The sequence below is a fragment of the Actinomycetota bacterium genome (assembly GCA_014360645.1).
GTDB lineage: Bacteria > Actinomycetota > Geothermincolia > Geothermincolales > RBG-13-55-18 > Solincola_B.
Genome location: JACIXD010000001.1, coordinates 306700 through 330306, shown reverse-complemented (window position 1 = coordinate 330306; position 23607 = coordinate 306700). Strand labels below are relative to the sequence as shown.

Below are 23607 nucleotides of genomic sequence, written 5' to 3'. Positions count from 1 at the left end.
CGGAGAGGATGCCGTCGAAGAAGTCGCTCTTTTCCAGGATGGACGTCCGCTCCCCCAGGGCGTAGTCCACCACCGCGTCCACGGAGGCGAGGTTGGGGCCGGCGGGGTTGTTGTAGAGGAAGCGGAAACCCTCGTCCTCCCCCACCTCGAGGACGTTATCTCCGGAGTGGCAGGCCAGGACCACGTTCAGGCCGTCACTGCCCTGCGGTTCGAGGTCGAAAGCGGCGTCGAACCCGGAATAGCCGCGCGGCACAAAGGTGTAGACGGGTTGGGAGCGGACCTGCGGAAAGCCCTGCGGAGGACTCCAGATCCATCCCGTATCTCCGATATCGCGATAATACCAGTTCACGCGCTCCGGCTCACCCACCGCCACCGCTTCCCAGAACTCGAAGAAACGCGAGTTGTTATCGGGGTTGACGTGGTTCTCCTGACCGTAGGTATAGCGCGAGGCGAACTTGTAACCCCGGGATCCCTTGAGGGAACGCGGAGATTTTTTACCCACGTTATCGTCCTTGTGTGTCCGCGCCAGCAGCAGCTCTCCCCTCACGGGCGTCTCACCCTGGTTGGCGAGGGAGATATCCAGGTAGAAGAAAGGCGCGGTGGATAGCTTGACCTCCCCGGGATAGAATGGCGCCCGTATGGTGACGGTGGCGGCGAAGGGCAATGCGGGGTCCCGGCAGGTATAGGAGACCCCGGTGAGGGTGAGCTCCTGGTCGATGGCGGAAAAAACGGGGTAGCGGTCGGTGAAGGGAAGGCACCTGATGTCTCCCTCCTCGTCCCGGAAAGCGATCACCAGCTCGGAAAGGTCGTCGGTCCAGGTCCCCAGGGGCGACTGGCGCCAGGCCAGGAGCTGGGGCGCCGGGTTGACCATGAAGCGGGACCCGAAACGGCCGAGGACCACCTCGAACAGGTCCTGTTCCCGGGAAGGCGAAAAACGAAGCGGGTAATGCGTCCAGTGGCGGGACTCGCCGGTGTCGATCTCGAGGTCCTTGGTCCCAGGGGCGCTGAGCCGGATGTGGCTTACCAGAGCCAGCCCTTTCTCCGCCTTGAAGCGCAGGTCCATGATGCCGCCGGGCGCCTCCACCGCAGGGATGGTGACCTGGTAAGCCAGTTCCTTCCGCGCCCTGGCGCAGAGGTCCACCGACCTCATGCCGGGAAGCGTGGCGCCGTTGCAGGAGACGTCGAAAACCCTCAATCCGGGGAAGGTGTGAGCATACTCGATGAAGCTGAGCTCTAGGTCGTAAGCCGTCTGCGTGAGCCCCGCGATGAGGTAATGGAAATCCTCTCCTTCGCGCACGGTACGAAACTTGTATTCCGCCTTGGTGCCTTCGTCGAAACCCCGCAGCGGTCGTCCCTCCAGAGTAACGGGCCAGGAGTTCCCCTGCAGCTCGATGATCACTCCCCCTTGGTAGGACAGGGGCCGCGATACCTCCTCCTCATCGCTCCCCCACCCGCTGTTGTGGATGAAGAGGATAGGGTACAGCGCGAGGATCCCCACCAGGATGAGGGCTATTCCCAGCCTGCTGGCTTTTACGGCGAAGTCCTGCTCTCTGTGAATATCTCCCATGAGCCTCGATCGCGAACCAGTTTTTTCTAGCCATTACCGGCAACATCATAAATCGTCCGCGCATACCGAACCCTTTAGCGGAGCGCGGAAAAGGCCTCCGGCGGCCTAGGCCGGAAGAAGGATGAGAAGGTGTCCCATGTCCGGGGCTGACCCCACTGTTTTATTGCATGCTCTTGATCTTCATGAGCTGGGTGCGGTAGGAGCGCTCCATCTCGTCGAGCTTCATGGTGATATAGACCACCGTCTCCTCGAGGGACGGGATGAGCACGTACTCCAGGGCGTTCACGCGGCGGCGCGTTCTTTCGATCTCGTCCGCCAGCAGCTTGAGGTTGTTCTCCAGTTCCGCTAGCGTAAGCAGCGACGGCATGAGCTCGCGGTAGTGCTGCAGGGCGGCGTCGAAGGCCATGGGGGCGGTGGAGAGGCTGTAGCAGTCGTACCCCCCCTCCTGCCTCAGCTCGAAATGCGGCACCTTCACGCCCACGATGTTCTCCCTGCTCACGTCCACCTCCAGGGTGGCGGGGCTCAACGCCAGGGATTCCCGCACCTCTTCCGTGGTGACCTCGGAGCGGGCGATGGAGAAGATGGTGTAGGCCTCGGCGAGCTTCTCCTCCACCTGGTCGCGCAGGGCGCCGCATTGCTTCACCAGGGACATGAACTGCTTCATGAGCTCGTCCAGCTTGTCCTTGAGCAGCTTGTGGCCGCGCCTGGCTATGGCCGCGCGCTTGCGGAGCTTGAGGAGCTCCATGCGGTTGGGGTTGACGTTTATGCGCGCCAATTAACCCGCCACCTCCGCCTTCATGTAGCGCTCTATCTGCTCCTCCTTGACCCTCTTCAGTTCAGAGCGCGGCAGGATCCTCAGCAGGTCCCAGCCGATGGAGAGCGTCTCCTCGATGCTGCGGTTCTCGTACTCTCCCTGGCGGATGAAGCGCTCCTCGAACTCGTCGGAGTACTTGACGAACAGCTTGTCCTCCTCGGAAAGGGCGGCTTCGCCCAGGATGATGGAGAGCTCCCTCGCCTCCTTGCCCCGCGCGTAGGCGGCGAAAAGCTGGTTGGAGAGCCCGGAATGGTCCTCGCGGGTCTTTCCCTCCCCGATGCCCTTCTCCTTGAGGCGGGAGAGGGAGGGCAGCACGTCCACCGGCGGATAGATGCCCCGACGGTGCAGGTCGCGCGAGAGGATGATCTGCCCCTCGGTGATGTACCCAGTGAGGTCGGGGATGGGATGGGTCTTGTCGTCGTCGGGCATGGAGAGCACCGGGATCTGGGTGATGGATCCCTTGGCGCCCTTGATCCTTCCCGCCCGCTCGTAGATGGTAGCCAGGTCGGTGTAGAGGTAGCCCGGATACCCCCGCCTTCCCGGCACCTCCTTGCGCGCCGCCGAGATCTCGCGCAGAGCCTCGCAGTAGTAGGTCATGTCGGTGAGGATGACCAGCACCTGCATGTCCTGCTCGAAGGCGAGGTACTCGGCCGCGGTGAGGGCCATGCGCGGCGTGGCTATGCGCTCGATGGCGGGGTCGTCCGCCAGGTTGATGAAGAGCACCGAACGCTCCAGCGCCGCCTGGTCGCGGAACTCGCGGATGAAGAAGTCCGCCTCCTCGAAGGTGATGCCCATGGCCGCGAAGACCACCGCGAACTCCTCGCGCTCGCCCAACACCCCCGACTGGCGCGCGATCTGCGCCGCCACGCGGTTGTGCGGCAGGCCCGCCCCGGAGAATATGGGCAGCTTCTGTCCCCTCACCAGGGGGTTCAGGCCGTCGATGGAGGAGATGCCGGTCTGGATGAAGTCGGTGGGAAAGTCGCGCGCGTAGGGGTTGATGGGGTTGCCGTTGATATCCAGCCTCTTCTCGGGCATCACCCGGGGACCCTTGTCCAGAGGCCTGCCCAGGCCGTCGAAGACGCGGCCCAGGATGTCCCTGCTCACCGGCAGCTCCAGGCTCTTGCCCGTGAAGCGCACCCTGGTCTGGGCCACGTTGAGGCCGCTGGTGGCCTCGAAGGACTGCAGCAGCACCACGTCCTCCTCCACCTCCAGCACGTTCCCGTAGCCCACCGACCCGTCGGGGAACTCCACCTCCACCAGCTCGTTGTATTTGGCGCCCTCCACGCCCTCCATGAGGATGAGGGGCCCCACGATCTCCCTTACCGTGAAATACTCTTTGGCCATTGTCTGGGCTCTCCTTCCGGTCCGCCTTGCTCACGCGCGCCCGCGGCGCGTCACGGCTGTCTCACCTCGGAGGCCGCGCCCGAGAGCTGCTCCTCGACCTCCTGCTCCAGTTTGGCAAATCTATCCAGATCATCCTCGGGGATGAACTTGGCCCGCGCGATGCTCTCCTGCACCGGCAGGTCCATGAGCTCGGCGATGGGCCTGCCCTTCTCCAGCTCGCGCATGGCCACGGCATGGAACTTCATGATCAGCTTCAACATCAGGAACTGCTTGCGCAGAGAGGTGAAGGCGTCCGCGTCGTCGAAGGCGTTCTGGTGCAGGAAGTCCTCGCGCAGGGATTTCGCCGTCTCCATGAGCAACCTCTCCTGGTCGGAAAGGGCCTCCACCCCGATGAGGCGCACGATCTCCTGCAGCTCTGCCTCCCGCTGCAGGACGGCCATGGCCTCCTCGCGCAGGCGCGCGTATTCCTCGTCCACCTCGCGGTTCCAGAACTTCTCCGTCTGGTCCAGGTAGAGGCTGTAGCTGTTCAGCCAGCTTATGGCGGGGAAGTGGCGCGCGAAGGCCAGACGGTCCTCCAGGGACCAGAAGACCTTGACCACGCGCAGGGTGGCCTGGGTCACCGGCTCCGAGAGGTCCCCGCCGGGGGGCGAGACGGAGCCGATGGCGCATATGCTGCCCTCACGCCCGTCGCTTCCCAGACAGACCACGCGTCCCGCCCGCTCGTAGAAGGCGGCCAGGCGGGTCCCCAGGTAGGCTGGGTAGCCCTCCTCGCCGGGCATCTCCTCCAGGCGACCCGAGATCTCCCTCAGGGCCTCCGCCCAGCGGGAGGTGGAGTCGGCCTGCAGGGTCACGGCGTATCCCATGTCCCGGTAGTATTCCGCCAGGGTGATGCCGGTATATACCGAGGCCTCGCGCGCGGCCACCGGCATGTTGGAGGTGTTGGCGATGAGCACGGTGCGCAGCATGAGGGGCTCTCCCGAATAGGGGTCCAGGAGCTCGGGGAACTCCAACAACACGTCGGTCATCTCGTTGCCGCGCTCGCCGCAGCCCACGAAGATGACGATCTGGGAGTTGGCCCACTTGGCGATGGCGTGCTGGAGCACCGTCTTCCCGGAGCCGAAGGGGCCGGGCACGCAGGCAGTACCGCCCTTGGCGATGGGGAAGAAGGTGTCCACGATGCGCTGCCCGGTGACCAGGGGCTCCACGGGCGGGCGCTTTTCCCGGTAAGGCCGCGGCAGGCGCACCGGCCACCGCTGCATCATGGTCACTGGCACCTCTCCGGAGGGGGTCTGCACAGCCGCCACAATATCCTCCACCGTGAACTCCCCCGCCTCTATGTGGGATATCTTCCCTTGTACCCCCTTGGGCACCATGACGCGGTGGACGGCCACCTTGGTCTCCTGCACGGTGCCGATGATATCCCCGGGCACCACCTCGTCCCCCACCTTCATAACGGGCTCGAAGGCCCACTTGCGGTCGCGCGACAGCCCCGGCTCCTCCACGCCCCTGGCCACGTAGTTGCCGTGCTTGGCCATGATCACATCCAGCGGCCTCTGCACCCCGTCGTAGATGGAGGCGAGCAGGCCGGGCCCCAGCTCCACGCTGAGGGGCTCCCCGGTGGTCACCACCTCGTCGCCGGGCCCGATGCCCGACGTCTCCTCGTAGACCTGTATGGAAGCGCGGTCACCCCGCAGCTCGATGATCTCCCCCATGAGGCGCTCACTGCCCACCTTCACCAGGTCGTACATCTTGGGATCGGGCAATCCCCTCGCCACCACCAGGGGGCCCGCCACCTTGACCACATAGCCTTCGCTCATCTCCCGCTCCTCGTCTTTTTCTTCCGGTCGTCCGCCCCGCTTCCCGGCAGGAAAAAAGCGGGGCTCGCGCCGCAATGCCTCAATCCAGCGTCGAACCCAGGGCCTTGACCACCCTGGCCTTTATCCCCGCCCTCGCCAACCCCAGCGAACCGCTCACGGCGGGCACCGCCATGATGACCGGCAGGCCGCCCTCGCCGGGAAATCCGGGCACCTCATCCAAAAGCACCCGGTAGACCGGCTCGGTGATCATCACCAGGGCGTAACGGTCACGCGGCAGAGATTCCCATATCGCCGGCCCCTCCTCGGGGACGTCCGCGATGTAGGTCTCCACACCCACCGCCTTGAAGCCGATGGCCGAGGTCAGCCCCCCGATCATCGCCACCTTCAGGCCCTCTGCCTCCAACACTGCACCGGCCTTTCTTGCTCCTATTCCATGTACAGCTTCCGCAACATCTTTTCGATGGCCTCGGGCGGGATGTTGTGCAGCTTCGCCACCAGGATGATGCGCACCATGAGCGTCTCGTTCTCTCTCGCCCTGATGTAGGCGAAGACCGGCTCCGCGCCCACCGCCACTCTCTTGAACCCCCGCACCATCTCCATGAGCTGGTCGTCGCTGCGACGGTCGAACTCCGTCAGCCTCACCACGTACTCCTCGTCCTCCACCAGCTCCAATAACCGTGAATAATACTGGATTCCCTCCAGCTTCTTGACCATGTTCTCGGGAGCATCGACGTAGATATCGCTCAGGGTGTTCACCTCTATGAACCCGCCTCTCGCCAACATGTTCCGGACGTATTCCCTGTCCTTGGAAAGGATGCGCGCCCTGATGAGCACCTTGAGGTTGGCGAGGTCTATGGAGGCGCGCGCGAAATCGACGAGGAATGGGCTGCCCTCGCGCCCGGCCAGGAACAGCCGGTGCTCCAGGTAGCGCCGATCCACCGCCGTGTCCAGCTCCTGGGGCGTCTCCCAGCCCCGCGCCAGCTCCTCCACCGTCTCCTTATACGGCCACGGCAGGAGGTAGGGGTTCTCGAGGCCCGTGCGCAGGTCCTCTATCGCCACAAGGCCCAGCCCCTCCAACAGGCCTTCCGGCTCCCCTCCGGTCCTCTGCGACTTGAGCAACGCCTTAAGGTTGTGGAAGTCGAAGCGGCACCGGAAGAACGCCATGATGAAGGAATCGCGGGGCAACGCTTTCTCGAGCGTCTCGTAGGTGTCGCGCAGGAAGGCCTCGAGGCCGGCGTTGACGTCCCCCGCCAGCCTCGCCTCCCGCAGGTAACCTCCGATGGGCGTCTCGTCGAGGATGTGCAGCGCCTCCTCGTAGTCCGCCTCTACCAGCCTCTCGATATGCTGGGAGGTCAGCATCTGGGTCTCCAGGACCCTGATCATCCCCACGGCGCGGCCATAGCGCGTGACCTCGCTGAAAGGGCGGATGCGCCGCAGGCCTATGGTCAGAAAAGACGGCCGCTCCCGCGTCTTCCCCTCGCGGAAGTGCGGCAGCACCCCTTTCTTCAGCGGGTTCATGTCCGCCAGGCCCGGAACGTTCACTCGCCTTTACCCCTTTTCGCCGTATCGCCGAAGAGGATGTCCAGCAACTCCTCCTCGCTCCTCTCCCTCACCTCGCGCAGCAGCGCCTGCAGGGAGAGGTTGTTGGCATACTTGTCGCCTTTCAGGATCACCCCGCGGCTGAATTCCGCCTCTTTTTCCGAGAGGGCCAGCCCTTTCCGTGTTCCCCTTTCACGCAGCGCGGCGTTGACCTCGTCCAGCAGGCCCCCGGCGAGCAGCGAGCGGTCGTAGGGGGCGGCGATGACCTCGTCCACGCCCTCGCCCGCGTGCTCCAGGATCACCCTTTTCAGCCAGGCGCGGTAGCGCTCCTCCGGCAGGGACTCGAACTCACGCGCCGCGGCGGCCAGGGCTTCCTCGAAGAGCTCCTCCTGGGTCGAAAGATAGGCGGCGCGGCCCTCCGCAAGGGCCTCGCTCATGATCCTGGTCCGCTCGCGCTCGCCCCGCCGGCGGTATGACGAGCGTATGTCTTCGGCGGACCGCAGGGCCTCCTCCTCGCCTTCCCGCAGGATCCTAGCCGCCTCTTCCTCAGCCTGGGCGAGGATCTCCTCGCCCTCCGTCCGGGCGTCGGCGGCTATCCTTTCCAACAGCTTATCCAGGGACATCAAGCCCTCCTCGGCTGCCTATCCGGGATAAGCCGGCCTGATGACCACGAAGAAGAAGAGTATGGTCACGATGAGCGAGAGCACCGCGTAGGTCTCCACCAGCGCCGGCAGCACCAGGGCGCGTCCCATCTCCTCGCGGCGCTTGGCCACCATGCCTGAGGCCCCGGCCGCCGTCAATCCCTGGTAGGCGCCGGACACGAAACAGACGAACGCCACGGGCAGGCAGGCGAGAAAGATCTGGAAACCCAGCGTGCCCGTGAGGGCATCCCATCCCGCCGAAGGCTTCATCACGAACGCCACCAGCACCCCGGTGATGAAGCCGTAGATGCCCTGGGTGCCCGGTATGACCACCAGGGGCAACATGGGCCCGAAGTAATCGGGTTTCTCGGTGAGGATGCCGCCGGCGACGTTGGCGACATAAGTGATGCCCATGGCCGAGCCCGAGCCCCCGCCGATCACCGCCACCGCCGCTCCCAGCAGCGCCCACTGCAGGCCGGTCAGACCTCCGAAAGTCTCTACCATATCTACCTCCCTCTACCGGTCCTCGACCACCACTCGGTTTGTCCGCAAGGCGAGGGGCGCGAAGGGCTCGCCCCCGTCCTCGTAGAACTTGCCGAAGAACTCCACGTATTGCAACCTCAGGGGATGCACGAAGGCGCTGAGGAAATTTATGGCCAGGTTGAAGAGGTGTCCGCCCAGCAGGATCACCGCCAGGAAGACCACTCCCAGCACGGGTATCCCCCAGGTCATGGCGGCCATGCGGTTGACCACGCTCCCGATGGCCACCGTCGCCAGCCCCAGGGCATAGAGCCTGAGGTAGGAGGCCACGTCCCCTATGGTGCTCGCAAGCAGGCCGTACATGTTGTAAAGGCCGCCGAAGAACTTCCCCGCCAGGCTCCTGCTGGCGATGTTGGAGAGGAGGATCACCCCCGCGGCGCCCGCGATCATGATGTACATCCCCGCCATCCGCAGCGCGTCGACCTTGATGCCGGCCCCCACCGCCATCACCGCGATCCCCAGCCAGAGCAGCAGGGTGGTCCCCTGCTCGCAGAAGCCCGTCCATGGCGAGTTGTGGCGCATGTTGTCGTACATCTCGATGGCCACCCCGATGGAGATATGGATAAGGCCCAACGCCGCGCAGACGAGCATGATGGGTATGGGGTCGTTGAGGATGTCTAGGGTGCCGGGGAACTTCAGGAAGCCCGGCAGCGACTCCCCCTCGATGCCGAAGTAGCCCCGCGTGAAGATGCCCACCAGGATGGTGGCCACACCGCAGTACATGAAGAGGCGGAAGAACCTGCGCGCGTTCTCGCTCACGTCGAGTTTCTTCAGGGCCAGCCAGAAGGCCAGGGTGAGGATGATGCCGTAGCCCACGTCCCCTATGCACATGCCGAAAAAGAGGATGAAGAACGGCGCCACGAAGGGAGTGGGGTCGGTCTCGCTCATCCCCGGCAGTCCGAAGAGGTTGATGAGGGTCTCGGCGGGCTTGATGCGCCTGCGGTTCACCAGCAGGGTGGGCACGACCTCGCCCTCTCCCGGGGGCTCGAAATCCACCTCCACGGGGTAGCCCAGCTCCTCGAGCCCCCGCCGCATCTCCTCCATGCGGGCCTCCTCCACCCAGCCCCGGAGGGCCACGACGCGCCGCGTGTGCAGGAACTTACCCTTGACCTCCTCCTTCTGCAGGAGGTTTTCCAGATATTCCTTGAGGGCCAGGAGCCTGGGCTTGATGGGAGAGCGCTCCTTGACCGCCTCCTCCAGTTCCCGCCTCCTCTCCCGCGCCTTTTCCAGTTCCCCGCTCGTGAGGGAGATCTCCTGCGGAACCGTCCCCTCCCTCTCGCCTAGCTCCACGCGCTCCAGCTCCAGCTCGGAGGCGATCGTCGAGAACTCCGCGGCATCAACGCGGTGGACTGCGGCCGCCAGGTATATTCTCTCCGCCCTCCTTTCCAGGACCTCCCAGACCGCGAGCGGGCAACGCTCCTCCATCTCCCTCTCCCAGTCGCCGAGGGCCAGGTGGGGCAAGATGCCGAGGTGGAGCTCCACCGTCTTAAGGCCGCGGGCCACCGAGAGCGGGAATTCGAACTCCTTCCAGGGAGCGAGGACCTCCAGGTCTCCCTCCAGGCGGGAGATCTCCGATTCCACCTGGCGCAGCTCTACGTCCAGCTCCTCCAGCTCTCGGTACAGGGTGGGGAGGTCGATCTCCTTTTCTACCGTGAGGAACTCCTCCAGGGTGAGGTGCACCTTCTCCTGGAGAAAACCGGAAATGAGACCGGTCTTGGCCTCCTCGAAGCGCTCGAAGAGCTGGAGGATGAACTCCGTCCTCGCCAGCGCCAGACGCAACTGGCGGGTATCGGGCTCGAAGGGTACGATGTCCAACTCGGGAGCGGCCTCAACGGCCTCCTCTTCGCCCATCTCCACCAGGTGGACGGCTCCCATGCGGTGCAGCCGGTCCACCAGCTCCTCCCTCGCATAGACGGGCGCCAGCACCGAGATCTTCTGCATTCTGGCTATGGGCATGCCGGACTCCCTCTATCCAGAAATAACCAGCCCTATCCGCCCTCTTCCAGCCTCTCCACGATGAACCTCACCGCCGCCTCTTGCCTCGAGGCCACCGCCTCCCGGAGGGCGGCGGCGTCTTGCCCGTATCTTTCCCTGAGCCCGCGGGCGTCTTCTTCCGCCTCCTCGATGATTCTCTTCATCTCCGCTTCGCCCTCGGAACGGGCCCTGGCCTCCGCCTCCGCCCTGGCCTTCGCCGCCTTCTCCCGGGCCTCGGATATCACCGCCTCCGCCCGCCTGCGGTAGTCCTCGAGCGTTTCCGCGGCCTCGTCCTCGGCCTTCTTCACCCTCGCCAGCTTATCCGCCATGGAGCCCATCTCGACCGCCTTCCCGACCCGGACGACCTTGCACCACGAGGTACGATCCGTATCTTTCCCGCCTCACGGCGCGGGCCGATCTCCGCCACGCTCCTCCGCCCGCGCGCACCGGTGTTACCCTACGATAAATTTTTCGGGGCCTGAAAAAATATTTTAGGCCGCGCTAATTTTATATTCTCCCCTGCCTGTTTTCAAGCAAACGAATTGACCCATGACAAATCGACTCGAAAAGGCTTCCTTACCTCAAGATCAAAGCCCGGTGCCAGAGTGCCCGGTAGTGGCGATAAGGCGAAAGCCCCCTAGCAAAACAAGGACCACCGTTCCATCCTTTTCTCAAGTGTAAGCTGTGAGACAAAGGAGAGGCACGATGGTCAACCCCACTGCGGACCTCGTGGAGTGGTTGCAAAAGAAGCCGGAGGAAGCGGATACGGACCTACCTAAGAGAGGTGATGAGCTTGATGGCGGGCATACCCATGGACGCCGAGGTGGCTGCCATCTGCGGGGCGAAGTGCCGGGAGAGATCGGAGAAGCGCGTGAACTCGAGGAACGGGCATCGGCAGCGGCGCCCTCGGTCCAGCGGGGGTGAGCTTGCGCTCGCGGGGAAGAACGGGTTTCTGTAAAACCGTCGGCCCCGGAGGATGCCGTCGGGTGGAGAGGACGGGCTTGAGCCCGCGGGGGGAACTGGGCATCCGCAGAACCCTAGTCCCTTGAATTTGCCGTCAGGTGGTGAGGATGCGCTTGAGCTCGCCCTCCAGCTCGGGCTCGGTCACCGCGATGACCGTGTCTCCCGGCTGCAGCATCGAACTCCCCTGGGGGATGATCACCTCATCCCCCCTGAGGATGGACACCAGCACACATCCCGCGGGAAGCCCGAGCTCCCGTAAGGGCACGCTGCACGAGGAGCAGCGGTCCTCGGGGAGGTCCAGTTCCACCACCGCCAGCTTGCCCTGCTTCAAAGTGTGGAGGGTGATGATGTCCCCGATAGTGGTCCGCTCCTCGATGAGCTGGGCGATGACCGTGGTGCTGGAGATGGCGTCCACCCCCAGGAGGTTGAAGATGCGCTCGTTCTTGGGGTTGTTTACCCGCGCCACCGTCCTCGGCACCTGGAAATAGGTCCTGGCCAGCTGGCACGCCACCAGGTTGTCGTCGTCGTCACCGGTGACGGCGGCGAAGACCTCCGCGCCTCCCACGTCCGCCTCCTCCTGGTAGCGCAGGTCGCATCCGTCTCCCTGGATCACCACCGCCGAGGTCTCCACCGCTAGCCTTTCGCACAACTCGCGGTTCCTCTCGATCACCGTCACCTGGTGACCCTTGCCCCCCAGCAGCTCCGCGAGGAAGAAACCCACCTTTCCGCCGCCCATGATCACTATCCTCATAGCCTGCCACCCGCCCTTCGCGTTGAACCCCGGTAGACGCTCCGGGACAGCCGCGCCTTCGCCCTCACGAGGGAAGCCGGTGCCATCCACCCCTCTCCGGTCATCTTCCTCACCCGGTTAACCCTATCCGCCAGCACCGCGGCCACCACCCTGTCTCCCTCTTCCAGCGCCTCGTCGCGGTCGGCAGGCCTCATGGCGCCGTCGCGGCCGATCAACCCCACCCTGAGCAGTTCCTCCCTCTCCAGCCACCCCACCGTTTTTCCGGCCAGGCGGGCGGGGCAGGAGAACTCGGTCACCAGCACGCGATTGTTGGCGGTCCAGGCGACGATGTTGAGCCGGTCCGGAACCATACGCTGCATGAAGCGCTCCGCCAGGATGGAGGTGCCGCAGAAATAGTTGATATCCAGGGCCTGGAAGGTCTTTTCCTTGTCCGGATTATAGAGCCGCGAGACCACCCTCTCCACCCCGAATATCCTCCGCGCCACCTCGGCGGCCATGAGGTTGGTGTTGTCGTAGTTGGTCAGCGCCGCGAAGACGTCCGCCTTCTCGATGCCCGCTCGCTCCAGGACGTCCAGGTCGAAGGCGTAGCCCTTCACCGCATCGCCCTGGAAAGACTTGCTGAGGCGCTGGAAGGAACCGCGGTCGCGGTCGATGACCGTCACGCGGTATCCGTCCAGGGACAGCATCTCGGACAGCTGCGCTCCCACCCGCCCGCATCCCGCCACGATGACCCGCCAGCTCCCGCGTGCACTGGCGGATCGCGCTCCGGGGGCGCCGGCCTCCCTCGTCAGGGGCGCTATCCTCCCCAGGTATGCCCTATCGCCGGCATTCACCGCCATGATCAGGTGGTCCCCCGGCAGGATGCGGGTGTCGCGGGAGAAGAACAGCGGCTTGTCGCCCCTCACCAGGGCCATGAGCCTGGCCGCTCCCGGCGCGCGGAGCCCCTTGATGTCCAAGCGGCCCACCGCACTGCCCGCCTCCAGCTCCACCACTCTCATGCCTCCGGGCCACTCGGCGTGGGTCATCATCCCACCTGCGGTCACGAAGCGGTGGAAGATATCCGCGATTATGGTGCTGCCGCAGATGTAATCGATGCCCATGGTGCGGTAGGTGAGCTCCTTGTCGGGGTTGTAGACCCTGGCGGTCACCCGCGGCACCCCGAAGATGCCGGCGGCTATCTCGGCGGCCATGAGGTTGGTGTTGTCGTAGTTGGTCAGCGCGGCGAAAGCGTCCGCCTCCTCGATGCCCGCCTGCCTGAGGAGCTTCTCGTCGAAGGCGATGCCGGCCATGGTCTCGCCGTTGAAGGAGACCCCCAGTCTCTCGAAGGAGCGGGGGTCGCGGTCGATGACCACCACGTTGTGGCCCTCCAGTGATAGCGCCTGGGCGACCTGGGAACCTACCCTTCCGCAGCCGGCGATCACGGCTCTCATGGGAACCACTCACTCGATACCCAGTGCTTTCCTCAGTTCCTCCACCCTATCCGGCTCGGAGATGAGGAGTATCTTATCGCCTGCGAAGAGGGTGAGGTCCCCCCGGGGGATGAGCACCCGGCGGTCCCTCAGCACCGTGGCCACCAGCGTCTTGGCGGGGAGCTCGATGTCCCTGAGGTTCTTGCCCACCGCCTCGCTTCCCTCCTTTATGACCACTTCCTCCACCACCAGGTTCTCGCGCCTCAGCTTGAGCAGGGTCACCATCTCACCCAGGGTCAGCTCCTCCTGCACCAGCTGCACGATGATGGAGGCGCTGCAGATGGCCTCGTCCACCCCCCATTCCGCGGTGAAGAGCCACTCGTTCTTGGGGTTGTTCACGCGGGCGAAGACCACCGGCACCCCGTACTCGAACTTGGCCAGGTAGGAGATGACCAGGTTGTCCTCGTCGTCCCCGGTGACCGCCGCCACCACGTCCGCCCCCGCCGTACCGGCCGCGTCGAGCACCGAGGGCTCGCACGCGTCGCCGTGTAATATGGACGCGTCCGGGAACCTCTCCCTTAGCTCCCCCACCCGGTCCTGCCGCTTCTCCACCACCACCACCTGGTGATCGTTTCCGAGGGACGACAAGAGGTGAAGGCCCACCATCCCTCCGCCCAACACGATGATGCGCATGGTCATCCCCTCACTTCAGCCCCAGCAGGCGTTCCAGCTTGCCCTGGCTCTCCCTGGCCACCGCGATGTAGAGGACGTCCCCTTCCCTGAAGGCGGTTCCCGCGGTGGCGAGGATGGTGCCCGTGCCCCGGGTCACGCATACCACCTGCACCTCCATGGGCACGTTGAGGTCGGCGGCGTTGCGGCCCGCCAGGTGGGCAGGCAGCTCCAAGCGCACCAGGTCCACCTCCCCGTTGCCGAACTGGTATTCGCTGTCCAGCTCCCCGTGGGAGATGAAGCTCAGCATGCGGTGGCCGGACCACGCCACGCTGGCCACGGTGGGGATGTTCAGGCGCTTGTAGATCTCGGCCCGGCGCGGGTCGTAGATGCGAGTGATGACCCTGGGCACGCGGAAGTGCTCCTTGGCCACCCTGGCACTGACGATGTTGCTGTTGTCGCCGCTGGTCACCGAGGCGAAGGCGTCGGCCCTCTCAATACCCGCCTCCAGCAGGACGTCGCGGTCGAAGACCACCCCTTTCACCTTCTTGCCGGCGAAACCCTCCCAGAGGTTCTCGAAGGCCTCGGGGTCCTTGTCGATCACCGCCACGCTGTGGCCCTCGCGCTCGAGCATATACGCCAGGTATGATCCCACCCGGCCGCACCCGCCTATGACCACATGCATCTGTTCACCCCCTCCTCAACGCATCCCGCGCCCAGAGGTCCGCGGCGCGCGGCGACCTGCGCGCGCCGCCCGCATAATCCGATAGTAGCACCTGGCACGGTAAAAGCCACAGTCCGTTCGAGGTCACGTCTCCGTTCCTTTCTTGCGGCGGCGCAGGTAGGCCCGCAATATCAGCTTGCGTATCTCGTCCGCGAACATGCACAGCGGGATGAAGGGCACCAGGAAAAGCCACTCCGACCAGGAGAGGGGGGCGGTCTCGAAGGCCTTGTTGAGGAAGGGCACATAGACGATGAGGGCCTGCAGGGACAGCTCGCTGGCGATGCCCAGCAGGTAGAGGCGATTGGTGGTGAGCCCGGCGCGGAAGACGGATTCCAGCGTGGTGCGGCAGGCGAAGCCGTTGCCGATCTGGGTCATCACGATCCCGGTGAGGGACATGGTGGTGGCCCTGACGTAGACGAGGGGGTCCGCCTCCTTTATCCTCCACAGTTCCTCGCCCCATTTCCACCCGAAGACCTGGAGGTAACCCAGCATGCACACCAGCGCCTCCAGGGGACCCAGGAACCCGTATGCCCGCAGGAGCACGCGGAAATTCAGCAGGCGCTCCGACATGGGGCGCGGAGGCCTCTCCATGATCCCCGGCTCCGGCCGCTCCGTGCCCAGAGCCAGGGCGGGCAGCAGGTCCGTCCCCAGGTCCACTGCCAGGATCTGGATGATGGTCAGGGGCAGGGGGATCTTGAACATCACGAAGAGGATGAAGGGCACGATCTCCGGTATGTTGGAGGCCAGGATGTAGGTGATGAAGCGCCGGATGTTGTCGAAGATGGCGCGTCCTTCCTCCACCGCCGCCACGATGGAGGCGAAGTTGTCGTCCATGAGGATCATCTCCGCCGCTTCCTTGGCCACGTCGGTCCCGGTGATTCCCATGGCCACCCCGATGTCCGCCGCCTTGAGGGCGGGGGCGTCGTTGACCCCGTCCCCGGTCATGGCCACCACCTCGCCCATGCCCTTCAAGGCCAGGGCGATGCGCATCTTGTGCTCGGGGGAAACGCGCGCAAAGAGCACCTCCTCTCCGCGCAGGTGCTCCACCAGCTCCTCGTCGGACATGTTGTCGAGGTCGAACCCGGTGATGATGCGCGGGGGTCCCTGCACCAGCCCGATACGGCGGGCGATGGACTCGGCGGTGAGCCCGTAATCCCCGGTGATCATGATCACCCTGATCCCCGCGGTACGGCATTTCCTGATCGCCTCCTCCACCTCGGGGCGCGGAGGGTCCATCATGGCCGCCAGCCCCAGGAAGGTCAGCTCGCGCTCGGTGTTCTCCACATCGTATTGCTTCGGCGTATCCGGGAGCTCCCGCCGCGCCACGGCCAGCACGCGCAGGGCGGAGCGGGCGTAACGGTCGTTGACCCCGTTGATGCGGTCCCGGTCCTCGGGGCGCATCTCGCGCACTCCCTCCCCGGTCAGGATATGGGTGCAGCGCTCCACCACCGCCCCGGGCGCCCCCTTGCAGAGGGCCACGCGTCCGGCCTCCCCCTCGCAGACCACGGTCATCATCTTGCGCGTTGAATCGAAGGGGAGCTCGGATACGCGTTTCAGCCTCTCCCCGGCCTCCTCCGGATCCACGCCGCCCTTCTTGCCCACCACCAGCAGGGCTCCCTCGGTGGGGTCACCGATAATGCGGTAAGACCCCTCCTCGTCCCCCGCCACCAGGCGCGAGTTGTTGCACAGCACCGCGGCCTCCAGGAACGGCCGCAGCATCTCCACTTGTTCCCGGGAGAGCTTCTTTTTTTTCTTGCCGTTCCCGTTACCCGCCGTCACGAGGTCCCCCACCGGCGCGTATCCGACCCCTTCCACCGTCACCTCCGACCAGGAGGTCCACAGCGAGCGCACCGTCATCTCGTTCTGGGTGAGGGTGCCCGTCTTGTCGGTGCAGATGACGGTGGTGGAGCCCAGGGTCTCCACGCTGGAGAGCTTCTTCACCAGGGCGTTGCGTTTGGCCATGCGCTGGGTGGCCATGGCCAGGGAGAGGGTGACGGTGGGGAGCAGTCCCTCGGGGACGTTGGCCACGATGATGCCGATGGCGAAGATGAGGTTGTCCGCGAAGGGCAGCCTGACCACGTACTGCCCCAGGAGGAAAAAGATCACGCCCAGGCCCAGCGCCAGCACGGCCACGAACCTGGTGATGCGCTTCATCTGCATTTGGATGGGAGATTCCTCTTCCTCCACCGACTGGGTCATGGCAGCGATCTTCCCGAACTCGGTGTCCATGCCCGTGGCGTAGGCGATAGCCCGGCCGGTCCCTATGGCCACCGTGGTCCCCATGAACACCAGGTTGAGGATGTCGGTGCGGGACAGGTTCTCCTCCAGCACGGGGTAGGCGTTACGACGTACCGGTTCCGACTCCCCGGTGAGGGCCGAGTTGTTGGTGCGCAGCTCGGCGGTGCTGATCAACCGGGCATCGGCGGAGATATGGTCTCCCTCGCGCAGGATCATGAGGTCGCCGGGTACCAGGTTGGCCGCCTCGATCTCCTGCTCGGTGCCGTCCCGGATCACCGTGGCCATGGGTGGGAGCATCTTCTTCAGGGCTTCGGTGGCCTTCTCGGCCTTGAACTCCTGGATGAAGGTGAAGATGGCGTTGATGAAGATGACGGCGATGATGGCGTATCCCAGGGCCGCCTGGTCGGCGATGAAGGAGAGCGCGCCCCCGATCCACAGCAGGATGGCGAAGAAGTGAGTGAAATGGGATAGAAGTTTTTTCACGAGAGGCACCCCCCGGACCTTGCGGATCTCGTTGGGGCCGTACTCCTCCAGGCGCCTCGCGGCCTCCTCGCTGCTCAACCCCTGAGGAGAGGTGCCGAGGGCCTTATAGACCTCCTCCGCGTTCAGCCTGTGGATGTTCTCCGCTTCCGGCATGTGCCCTCCGCATCCCTACGGCGGCGGGAAGCCGCCCGAGCCGTGATCGCCTCCGCGCGACATTAAACACGAGATTATTCCCGCCGCCCCCCGGCGTCAAGATGAGCGCGGAAGGCGATATCAGGGATTCAAGAGTGGTCGGTTTACCCTTAGGCCGGACGCCGGGACATCCCGTTCTTCCCGACAGGTGAGCGCAGAGGGCGGGGGCGGCAAAGGCCTGCGGCTCCCGGCGGGGAAGAAAAGTCGCACTACCGCGCCGTAAGAGCTGGCTGCGGCGCGAGCCCGGAGGCGTCCGCACGCGCTCGGCGGCGGAAGCGCGCCAGGTCGGCGAAGGCCTCCAGACGCGTGGCCACCCCGGCCATGCCGGTGAGCTCGTCGATGACCAGGGAGAGGACGGGTATGCCCAAGTCCTGAGAGACCTGGGGCAGGATGCTCTTGGCGATGGTCTCCGGCATGCAGGTGAAGGGCATGAGCTGCACCACCCCATCGAAGCCCAGGCGGTGGAAGAGGATGGTGTCGCCCACGGAGAAGATGCCCTCTCCCCCCACCTTATGGGAGAGGTAGGGAGCGGCCAGGCGCTCGGATCCGTGCTCGTGGTGTCCCAGCACCGGCCTCTCGCCGGAGGGCCGCAGCCAGTCCGTTAGGTAGATGTTGCGCTCCACGTATGCTCCCAGGTCCCCGAGCTGCTCCTCCACATTGAGGTTGAAGTAGGGCTCCAGGACGAGGTAGAACTCCCCCACGATGCCTATCCTTATCTCCTCCCTCTCCACCCGCGGCACCGAGCGCAGGATCGCGAAGGCCTCCTTCTCCACGCGCGCCAGGTCCTGATACGAGCCCGCTTCCCAGACCATGCGGTAGCAGCGCTTCAAGGCCTCCGTGGTGGCGCCTTTCTCGCGGTCAAGCCAGCGCTGGTGCAGAGCCTGTTGCTCCAGGCGGTCGATGAGGTGCGCCTTGTGCAGAGCGAACTTGATGGCGCGGTAGAGGGAGATCCAGGGTCGGCCCTGCTTCAGGCGCTTGAGCCTCTTCAGGGTGAGGGGGATGCGGGAGGGCTCGAACTCCAGCGGCACCATCACGAAATCGTACCCCGCCTCGGCCAGGATGCGGCGCTGGGTCTCGGCGTAGTAGCCGAAACGGCAGGGGCCGCGGCCCGCCACCATGATCAGGGTGTCCGCGCCCGCCTCCAGTGCCTCGATGAAATTCCCCAGAGTGGTCTTGAGAGGAAAGCAGGCGAACTCCGGCCCGTGGCGGGCGCCCAGCTCCAGGGTGCGCTGGGAATTGGGCGGTGGGAGCACGTAGTCCAGCCCCAGCTCCTCGAAAACGCTCCCCAGCACGTACTCCAGGCTGCCCATGTGGGGCCAGGCGATCCTCATACCGCCTCCTCCAACTCCTCGACCTCCCGCCTCTTACGCCTCCACAGCATGTCCACGAAGGCCTCTATACGGGTGAGGAAGCCTCCCTCCCCGGTGTGTTCGTCAATCACCAGGGTGAGCATGGGCACCCCTCCCATGAGGCGGTTCTCCTGTTCGCAGAGCACGCGCACGATGGAATCGGGGCCGCAGGGAAAGGAGATCATGAAGATAATCCCATCAACCAGGCGGTAGCGCGTACAGGCCAGGATAGCCCCCGCCACCTCCTGCTCGTAGCTCCAGTAGATGTCCTTGGGCAGGCGTTTGAGCTCGCGGTCTCGCAGCTTCTCCGGCACCATGTCCGCGGTCATCACGTCCACCCCCATCGCCCCCAACCGCTCCAGCAGAGACATGGTGGTGAAGGTGTCGTAGACGTTGTAATGATGGCCGATGACCCCTATGCGCAGGTCACGCCCCTCGCAGAGCAAGCGGTCCGCCTCGCCCTTCAGCGCTCCCCGGTGATCGAGGCCCAGGGTCAGGCGTTCCAGGTAGAGGAGGTGCTCCCTCCAGGCGGTGATCCCGGCGGCGATGATGCGCCGCGGATCGGAGGTGAAGATGCGCCCCAGGGAATAGACGGCGCGGTAGTTGTGCCACAGACCCGACTGGAAATCTATGGTGGGCGAGATGACGGGCACCGCGCCGCCCGCCGCCGCCCTCGCCATGTCCGGCAGCCCCAGCATCTTGGGACAGGTGTGGGTGCGCCTCTTCACGCTCACCAGGCGGGGCACGAAGAGGGCGTCCACCTTTTCCCTCAAAGCGAGGACGTGACCGTAGAAGACCTTCACCGGCAGGCAGCTCTCGTTCTCCGCCTTGCTCACCCCGGAGTTGAGGATGGAGCGGGTGGTCTCGCCCGACTCAACCACCTCGGCCCCCAGGGCGTGGAGGAAGGAGTTCCACAGCCTGCCGTAACGGTAATAAAGAAGCCCGCCAGGGATCCCGACCCTCATGCTCTTAACCCGCCATCTATCCGGAAACGCCGCGGCGCCGCGCCGGCACCGCCGCCCGAACGCCTCCTCAAGTCGCCGCCTTCGCCAGGATGAGGTCCACGGCGTCCCCCACGGTGAGGATCTCCGCCGCCTCCTCGTCGCTCACCTTGAAGCCGTACCTCTTCTCCATCTCCAGCAGCAGCTCCACCAGGTCCAGGGAATCCGCCTCCAGGTCCTCCTTGAAGCGCGACCCCTCCTCTATGTCATCCTCGCGCAGCTCCAGCGCCTCCGCCAGCGCCGCGCGTACCACCCTGAAGACCTCCGCCCGCTCCATATCTTTCCCGTTTCCTCCTCCATGCCTTCCCGGACCGCCGACCTATGCGGGTTATACCCCATGGGCGGCAAAACCACAAGCGCCGTCAGATCAGCTTTTGACCCCGGGACGCAGGACTCCTTCCCCGCCTCCCGCCGGAACAGGGCATACCGCGGCGCCCTCCCCGTACCGGGAGAGACGCCGCGGCGCCGCGGCCCGCCGCCCTCAGGCCCCCACGGGAATCACGCGGCGGCGGTGCACCAGCTTGCCGATGGCGTAGGCGGCGACGCCCAGGAAGGGAAGCGCGGAGCAGATGGCGCCCCCGATGATCACTCCCCTGCGCGAGAGGTGCCCCCGCGCCTCACGCTCCGGGTCGAAGAGCTCCCGCGCCCCCATGCTCACGCACAGCTCCTCCAGGCGGCGGGCGAACTCGGCACCCGGGTCCACCGGGCGCAGGTGTTCCCTGACCATCCTCACCGTGTCCCGGTAGCGCAGCCGCCGCCCCCTCGCGCGCCTCGACGCTTTCTCTTCACCGCTCATCGCCCTACCTCCTTCTCGGAAAGGCTGCGGTGCAAACTCAAAAGGGAGCGGTGGACGAGCACCTTGACCGCCCCGGTGCTCTTCCCCATGATCTCCCCGATCTCCTTGTGCTTCAGTCCCTCGGCGTAGCGCAGGATGAGCGCCTGCTGCCTCTCCTCCGGCAGCTCCCGCAGAGCGGCCTTAAGCGCCTCGATCTCCGCCTCGCGCTCCAGGCCCTCATCCGGGGAAGGGGAGGGGTCGGGAAGCGGCTCCGCGCCCTCCAGGCCCACCATGCGCCGGCGTTTGCCGTTACGGTGCCAGTTGGCCACCAGGTTGTGGGCGATGCGCAGCAGCCACGCCGAGAAGGGTATGCCGCGGTCCTGATAGCGCTCGAGGTGCACCAGGGCGTGAAGGAAGACGCTCTCGGTGATGTCCTCGGCGTCGTCCGCGTTCCCCACGCGGTAATAGACGTAGGTATAGACCTTCCTCAGGTACTTGGCGTAGAGGGCCCCGAAGGCCTCGCGCTCTTCCTTGGCCCTCCGCACCAGTTCCGCGTCCTCGTGGCGGATGCTTCCCTCCGCTTCCCTTCCGGTCAAACTCCACCTCGCCTCGCCAGGCCGCGCCCGCGGCCGCGGTCCCATACCGGTAATTATAAACACGCGGCGGCGGGCATGGTTACCCCGGCGCTTACCCGCGCGGTGGCGGTGTGGTAGCATTCAGGTAAAAGGTCCTCCCGGGCGAGGAGAGGGGAATGGCTCCGGCGCCCCCTGCCCGGGACGCGGGGAAAGCCTCAGGAGGTCAGCATGGGAAACGTTCCCGGCGCGTACTGTCCCTTCCGCGTCTCCTCCATCGTGGGGGCGCTCTCCCCCTGCAACGACGAGTGCGCCCTGTATATACCCACCTCCAAGATGCCCCCCCAGAAGAGCTGCGCCGTGTCCATACTGGGCGTCTACGCGCTGCAGAGGATCATCTTCAAGCAGCAGGACGGGCAGGACCAGGCCGCCGAGGGAGGGGCGCCCGGGCAGGAGAGGTAGGGATGGCAGGAATGAAGAGGGCACCGGGGGAGGCGGTCGATATGGCGGAGGATGTCACCAGACCGGATGGAGCGCTGCCCAACCATGTGGCGATCATCATGGACGGCAACGGGCGCTGGGCGGAACGCCGCAACCTGCCCCGCATCGCCGGCCACAAGGCGGGGGAGGAATCCATCACCGACATCGTCAGGGCGGCCTCGGAGTGGGAGCTGGGTGCCCTGACCCTCTTCGCCTTCTCCACCGAGAACTGGAACCGCCCCGAGAACGAGGTAAGATTCCTCATGAGCTTCAACCGCAACCTCCTCAACAAGCGTATAGAGGAGTTCCACGCCCGCAACATACGCATACGCCATGCGGGGAGGCGCGACCGCATCCCCGCCTCCACCCTCAGGGCCATCGACAACGCCGTGGAGCTCACGCGCGAAAACACCGGCCTCTCCCTGAACATCGCCTTCAACTACGGCGGACGGGCGGAGATCGTGGACGCCGTGCGCAGGCTCTGCGAGGACGCGGTCCGCGGCGCCGTGGACCCCGCCGGGCTGGACGAGGAGGGGTTCCGCGCTTATCTCTACAACCCCGAGGTGCCCGACCCCGACCTCCTCATCCGCACCGCGGGGGAGATGCGCATCAGCAACTTCCTCATCTGGGAGTTGGCCTACACGGAGATCTACGTCACCGAGGTGCTGTGGCCGGATTTCCGACGCCGGCACCTCGCGGAGGCGATCAGGGAATATCAGTCGAGGGAGCGCCGCTTCGGCAGCATTAAGGAGGAATAGGGCGCCTTTGGCCACCTTCAAGGATGAGGCCATCGTCCTGAGGGCCTTTGACCTCGGCGAGGCCGACCGCATCATCTCCCTCATCACCTCCGCCCACGGCCTACGCCGCGCCGTGGCCAGGGGTATCAAGCGCACCAGGAGCAAGTTCGGCGGGCGCCTCGAGCCCTTCACGCAGGTCCGCGCGGTACTGCACGAGGGGCGGAACCTGGACACGGTGGTGCAGGCGGACGTGGTGCGCACCCACGCCGCGCTGCGCGGCGACTACGCCCGCTTCCTCTACGGGGAGGCCATGCTGGAGCTGATCGAGAAGTCGCTGCAGGAAAGGCAGGAGGTGCCCCGGCTCTTCGACATCCTCCGCGTGACCCTGGACGTGCTCGAGGGAGAGGTGGCCGAGCCCCCCCTGCTGCTGGCCGCCTTCGCCCTCAAGGTCTGCGCCCTCATCGGGTACCGCCCCCACCTCGACTGCTGCCTGCACTGCGGGCGCGAGGTCACCGGGGGCCAGGTTTTCCTGGACCTCGCGGAGGGAGGGGTGGCCTGCCCTCGCTGCCGCCCTGCGCGAGGGGAGCGCGTCCACCTGCGCCCGGAGGCCCTGGACCTGATGCGCGGGCTGATGCGCGCGGAGATGGCCGCGGTGGCGCGCATGGGATGCATCCGCCCCGAGACCGCCAGGGAGGCCCTCACCGCCTCCCTCGGCCTGGCGGAGGCCTTCCTGGAGCGTCCGCTGAGGGCGCGGGGGGTGATCATGCGCCACCTCGCCGGGGATGCGCGGCGCCCCTGCACGGCCTCCGGCGCGGGGAACGCGCGGGGAGGGCTTCCTCATCCGTCCGCGGACCCGGAGGGAGAAAAAAAACGTAATCCCAGCTAGATTACTATTGACGTATTAATACCGTAGTAGTATTCTTATAAATGACCCCAAGGAGCTGGAGGTGAGGCCAGCGGGGGCGACCGGAGAGATGAACCGGAAGGCGCAAGCCGGAAGGGGAGGCTCGAAGGGAGTTCTCGAGGAA

24 protein-coding genes are annotated in these 23607 nt (G+C 65.5%); 4 read left to right on the top strand and 20 right to left on the bottom strand.

Annotated elements, in window-relative coordinates:
* The 10 genes from H5T74_01455 to H5T74_01410 form a co-directional block, all read right to left on the bottom strand.
* On the bottom strand, positions 1-1567 hold a 1567-nt coding region (locus H5T74_01455), incomplete at its 3' end, for a hypothetical protein (protein ID MBC7229042.1).
* 160 nt (positions 1568-1727) lie between these two features.
* Positions 1728-2342 (bottom strand): V-type ATP synthase subunit D, encoded by a 615-nt coding sequence (locus H5T74_01450; protein MBC7229041.1) that lies wholly within the window; start codon positions 2340-2342, stop codon positions 1728-1730.
* The gene (locus H5T74_01445; GenBank protein ID MBC7229040.1) at positions 2343-3725 is read right to left on the bottom strand and encodes a V-type ATP synthase subunit B; all 1383 of its coding nucleotides are present in this window, start codon (positions 3723-3725) and stop codon (positions 2343-2345) included.
* 50 nt (positions 3726-3775) lie between these two features.
* The gene (locus H5T74_01440) at positions 3776-5542 is read right to left on the bottom strand and encodes a V-type ATP synthase subunit A (protein MBC7229039.1); all 1767 of its coding nucleotides are present in this window, start codon (positions 5540-5542) and stop codon (positions 3776-3778) included.
* A gap of 79 nt (positions 5543-5621) precedes the next feature.
* Positions 5622-5948, bottom strand: a complete 327-nt coding sequence (locus H5T74_01435) for a hypothetical protein (protein MBC7229038.1) — start codon at positions 5946-5948, stop codon at positions 5622-5624.
* 20 nt (positions 5949-5968) lie between these two features.
* Positions 5969-7084 (bottom strand): V-type ATPase subunit, encoded by a 1116-nt coding sequence (locus H5T74_01430; protein MBC7229037.1) that lies wholly within the window; start codon positions 7082-7084, stop codon positions 5969-5971.
* Positions 7081-7704 (bottom strand): hypothetical protein, encoded by a 624-nt coding sequence (locus H5T74_01425; protein MBC7229036.1) that lies wholly within the window; start codon positions 7702-7704, stop codon positions 7081-7083. The genes H5T74_01430 and H5T74_01425 overlap by 4 nt, the downstream gene beginning before the upstream one ends.
* Positions 7705-7722: 18 nt before the next feature.
* Positions 7723-8226, bottom strand: coding sequence for a V-type ATP synthase subunit K (locus tag H5T74_01420; GenBank protein MBC7229035.1), 504 nt, complete (start codon positions 8224-8226; stop codon positions 7723-7725).
* 12 nt (positions 8227-8238) lie between these two features.
* Positions 8239-10218 carry a V-type ATP synthase subunit I gene (locus tag H5T74_01415; GenBank protein MBC7229034.1) on the bottom strand — a complete coding sequence of 660 codons (1980 nt, stop codon included), beginning with the start codon at positions 10216-10218 and terminating at the stop codon, positions 8239-8241.
* 32 nt (positions 10219-10250) lie between these two features.
* Positions 10251-10574 (bottom strand): hypothetical protein, encoded by a 324-nt coding sequence (locus H5T74_01410; protein MBC7229033.1) that lies wholly within the window; start codon positions 10572-10574, stop codon positions 10251-10253.
* A 449-nt stretch (positions 10575-11023) separates the two neighbouring features.
* On the opposite strand from H5T74_01410, the gene H5T74_01405 reads away from it, so the two are divergent.
* Positions 11024-11194, top strand: a complete 171-nt coding sequence (locus tag H5T74_01405; GenBank protein MBC7229032.1) for a transposase — start codon at positions 11024-11026, stop codon at positions 11192-11194.
* A 99-nt stretch (positions 11195-11293) separates the two neighbouring features.
* Here the strand turns inward: H5T74_01405 and H5T74_01400 are convergent, their stop codons facing one another.
* The 10 genes from H5T74_01400 to H5T74_01355 form a co-directional block, all read right to left on the bottom strand.
* The gene (locus H5T74_01400) at positions 11294-11950 is read right to left on the bottom strand and encodes a TrkA family potassium uptake protein (protein MBC7229031.1); all 657 of its coding nucleotides are present in this window, start codon (positions 11948-11950) and stop codon (positions 11294-11296) included.
* Positions 11947-13380 carry an NAD-binding protein gene (locus H5T74_01395; GenBank protein MBC7229030.1) on the bottom strand — a complete coding sequence of 478 codons (1434 nt, stop codon included), beginning with the start codon at positions 13378-13380 and terminating at the stop codon, positions 11947-11949. The genes H5T74_01400 and H5T74_01395 overlap by 4 nt, the downstream gene beginning before the upstream one ends.
* Before the next feature lie 9 nt (positions 13381-13389).
* On the bottom strand, positions 13390-14058 hold the full coding sequence (locus H5T74_01390; protein MBC7229029.1) for an NAD-binding protein: 669 nt from the start codon (positions 14056-14058) through the stop codon (positions 13390-13392).
* A 4-nt stretch (positions 14059-14062) separates the two neighbouring features.
* Positions 14063-14713: a TrkA family potassium uptake protein gene (locus H5T74_01385; GenBank protein ID MBC7229028.1), complete on the bottom strand. Its 651-nt coding sequence runs from the start codon at positions 14711-14713 to the stop codon at positions 14063-14065.
* Between the two features lie 123 nt (positions 14714-14836).
* Positions 14837-17626: a cation-transporting P-type ATPase gene (locus H5T74_01380; GenBank protein ID MBC7229027.1), complete on the bottom strand. Its 2790-nt coding sequence runs from the start codon at positions 17624-17626 to the stop codon at positions 14837-14839.
* A 248-nt stretch (positions 17627-17874) separates the two neighbouring features.
* Positions 17875-18996, bottom strand: coding sequence for a CoA protein activase (locus H5T74_01375; protein ID MBC7229026.1), 1122 nt, complete (start codon positions 18994-18996; stop codon positions 17875-17877).
* Positions 18993-19979, bottom strand: a complete 987-nt coding sequence (locus tag H5T74_01370; protein ID MBC7229025.1) for a hypothetical protein — start codon at positions 19977-19979, stop codon at positions 18993-18995. The genes H5T74_01375 and H5T74_01370 overlap by 4 nt, the downstream gene beginning before the upstream one ends.
* A 67-nt stretch (positions 19980-20046) precedes the next feature.
* Positions 20047-20292 carry an acyl carrier protein gene (gene acpP / locus H5T74_01365; GenBank protein MBC7229024.1) on the bottom strand — a complete coding sequence of 82 codons (246 nt, stop codon included), beginning with the start codon at positions 20290-20292 and terminating at the stop codon, positions 20047-20049.
* A 204-nt stretch (positions 20293-20496) separates the two neighbouring features.
* On the bottom strand, positions 20497-20811 hold the full coding sequence (locus tag H5T74_01360; protein MBC7229023.1) for a hypothetical protein: 315 nt from the start codon (positions 20809-20811) through the stop codon (positions 20497-20499).
* Positions 20808-21386, bottom strand: coding sequence for a sigma-70 family RNA polymerase sigma factor (locus tag H5T74_01355; GenBank protein MBC7229022.1), 579 nt, complete (start codon positions 21384-21386; stop codon positions 20808-20810). Before H5T74_01355 ends, H5T74_01360 begins: the two co-directional genes overlap by 4 nt.
* A gap of 207 nt (positions 21387-21593) precedes the next feature.
* Here H5T74_01355 and H5T74_01350 point away from each other — a divergent pair, with 207 nt between their 5' ends.
* The 3 genes from H5T74_01350 to recO are packed head-to-tail and all read left to right on the top strand — an operon-like array spanning position 21594 to position 23465.
* The gene (locus tag H5T74_01350; GenBank protein MBC7229021.1) at positions 21594-21824 is read left to right on the top strand and encodes a hypothetical protein; all 231 of its coding nucleotides are present in this window, start codon (positions 21594-21596) and stop codon (positions 21822-21824) included.
* Between the two features lie 11 nt (positions 21825-21835).
* The gene (locus H5T74_01345) at positions 21836-22600 is read left to right on the top strand and encodes an isoprenyl transferase (GenBank protein MBC7229020.1); all 765 of its coding nucleotides are present in this window, start codon (positions 21836-21838) and stop codon (positions 22598-22600) included.
* Positions 22601-22607: 7 nt separating this feature from the next.
* Positions 22608-23465 (top strand): DNA repair protein RecO, encoded by an 858-nt coding sequence (gene recO, locus H5T74_01340; protein MBC7229019.1) that lies wholly within the window; start codon positions 22608-22610, stop codon positions 23463-23465.
* The last annotated feature ends 142 nt before the right edge of the window (positions 23466-23607 follow it).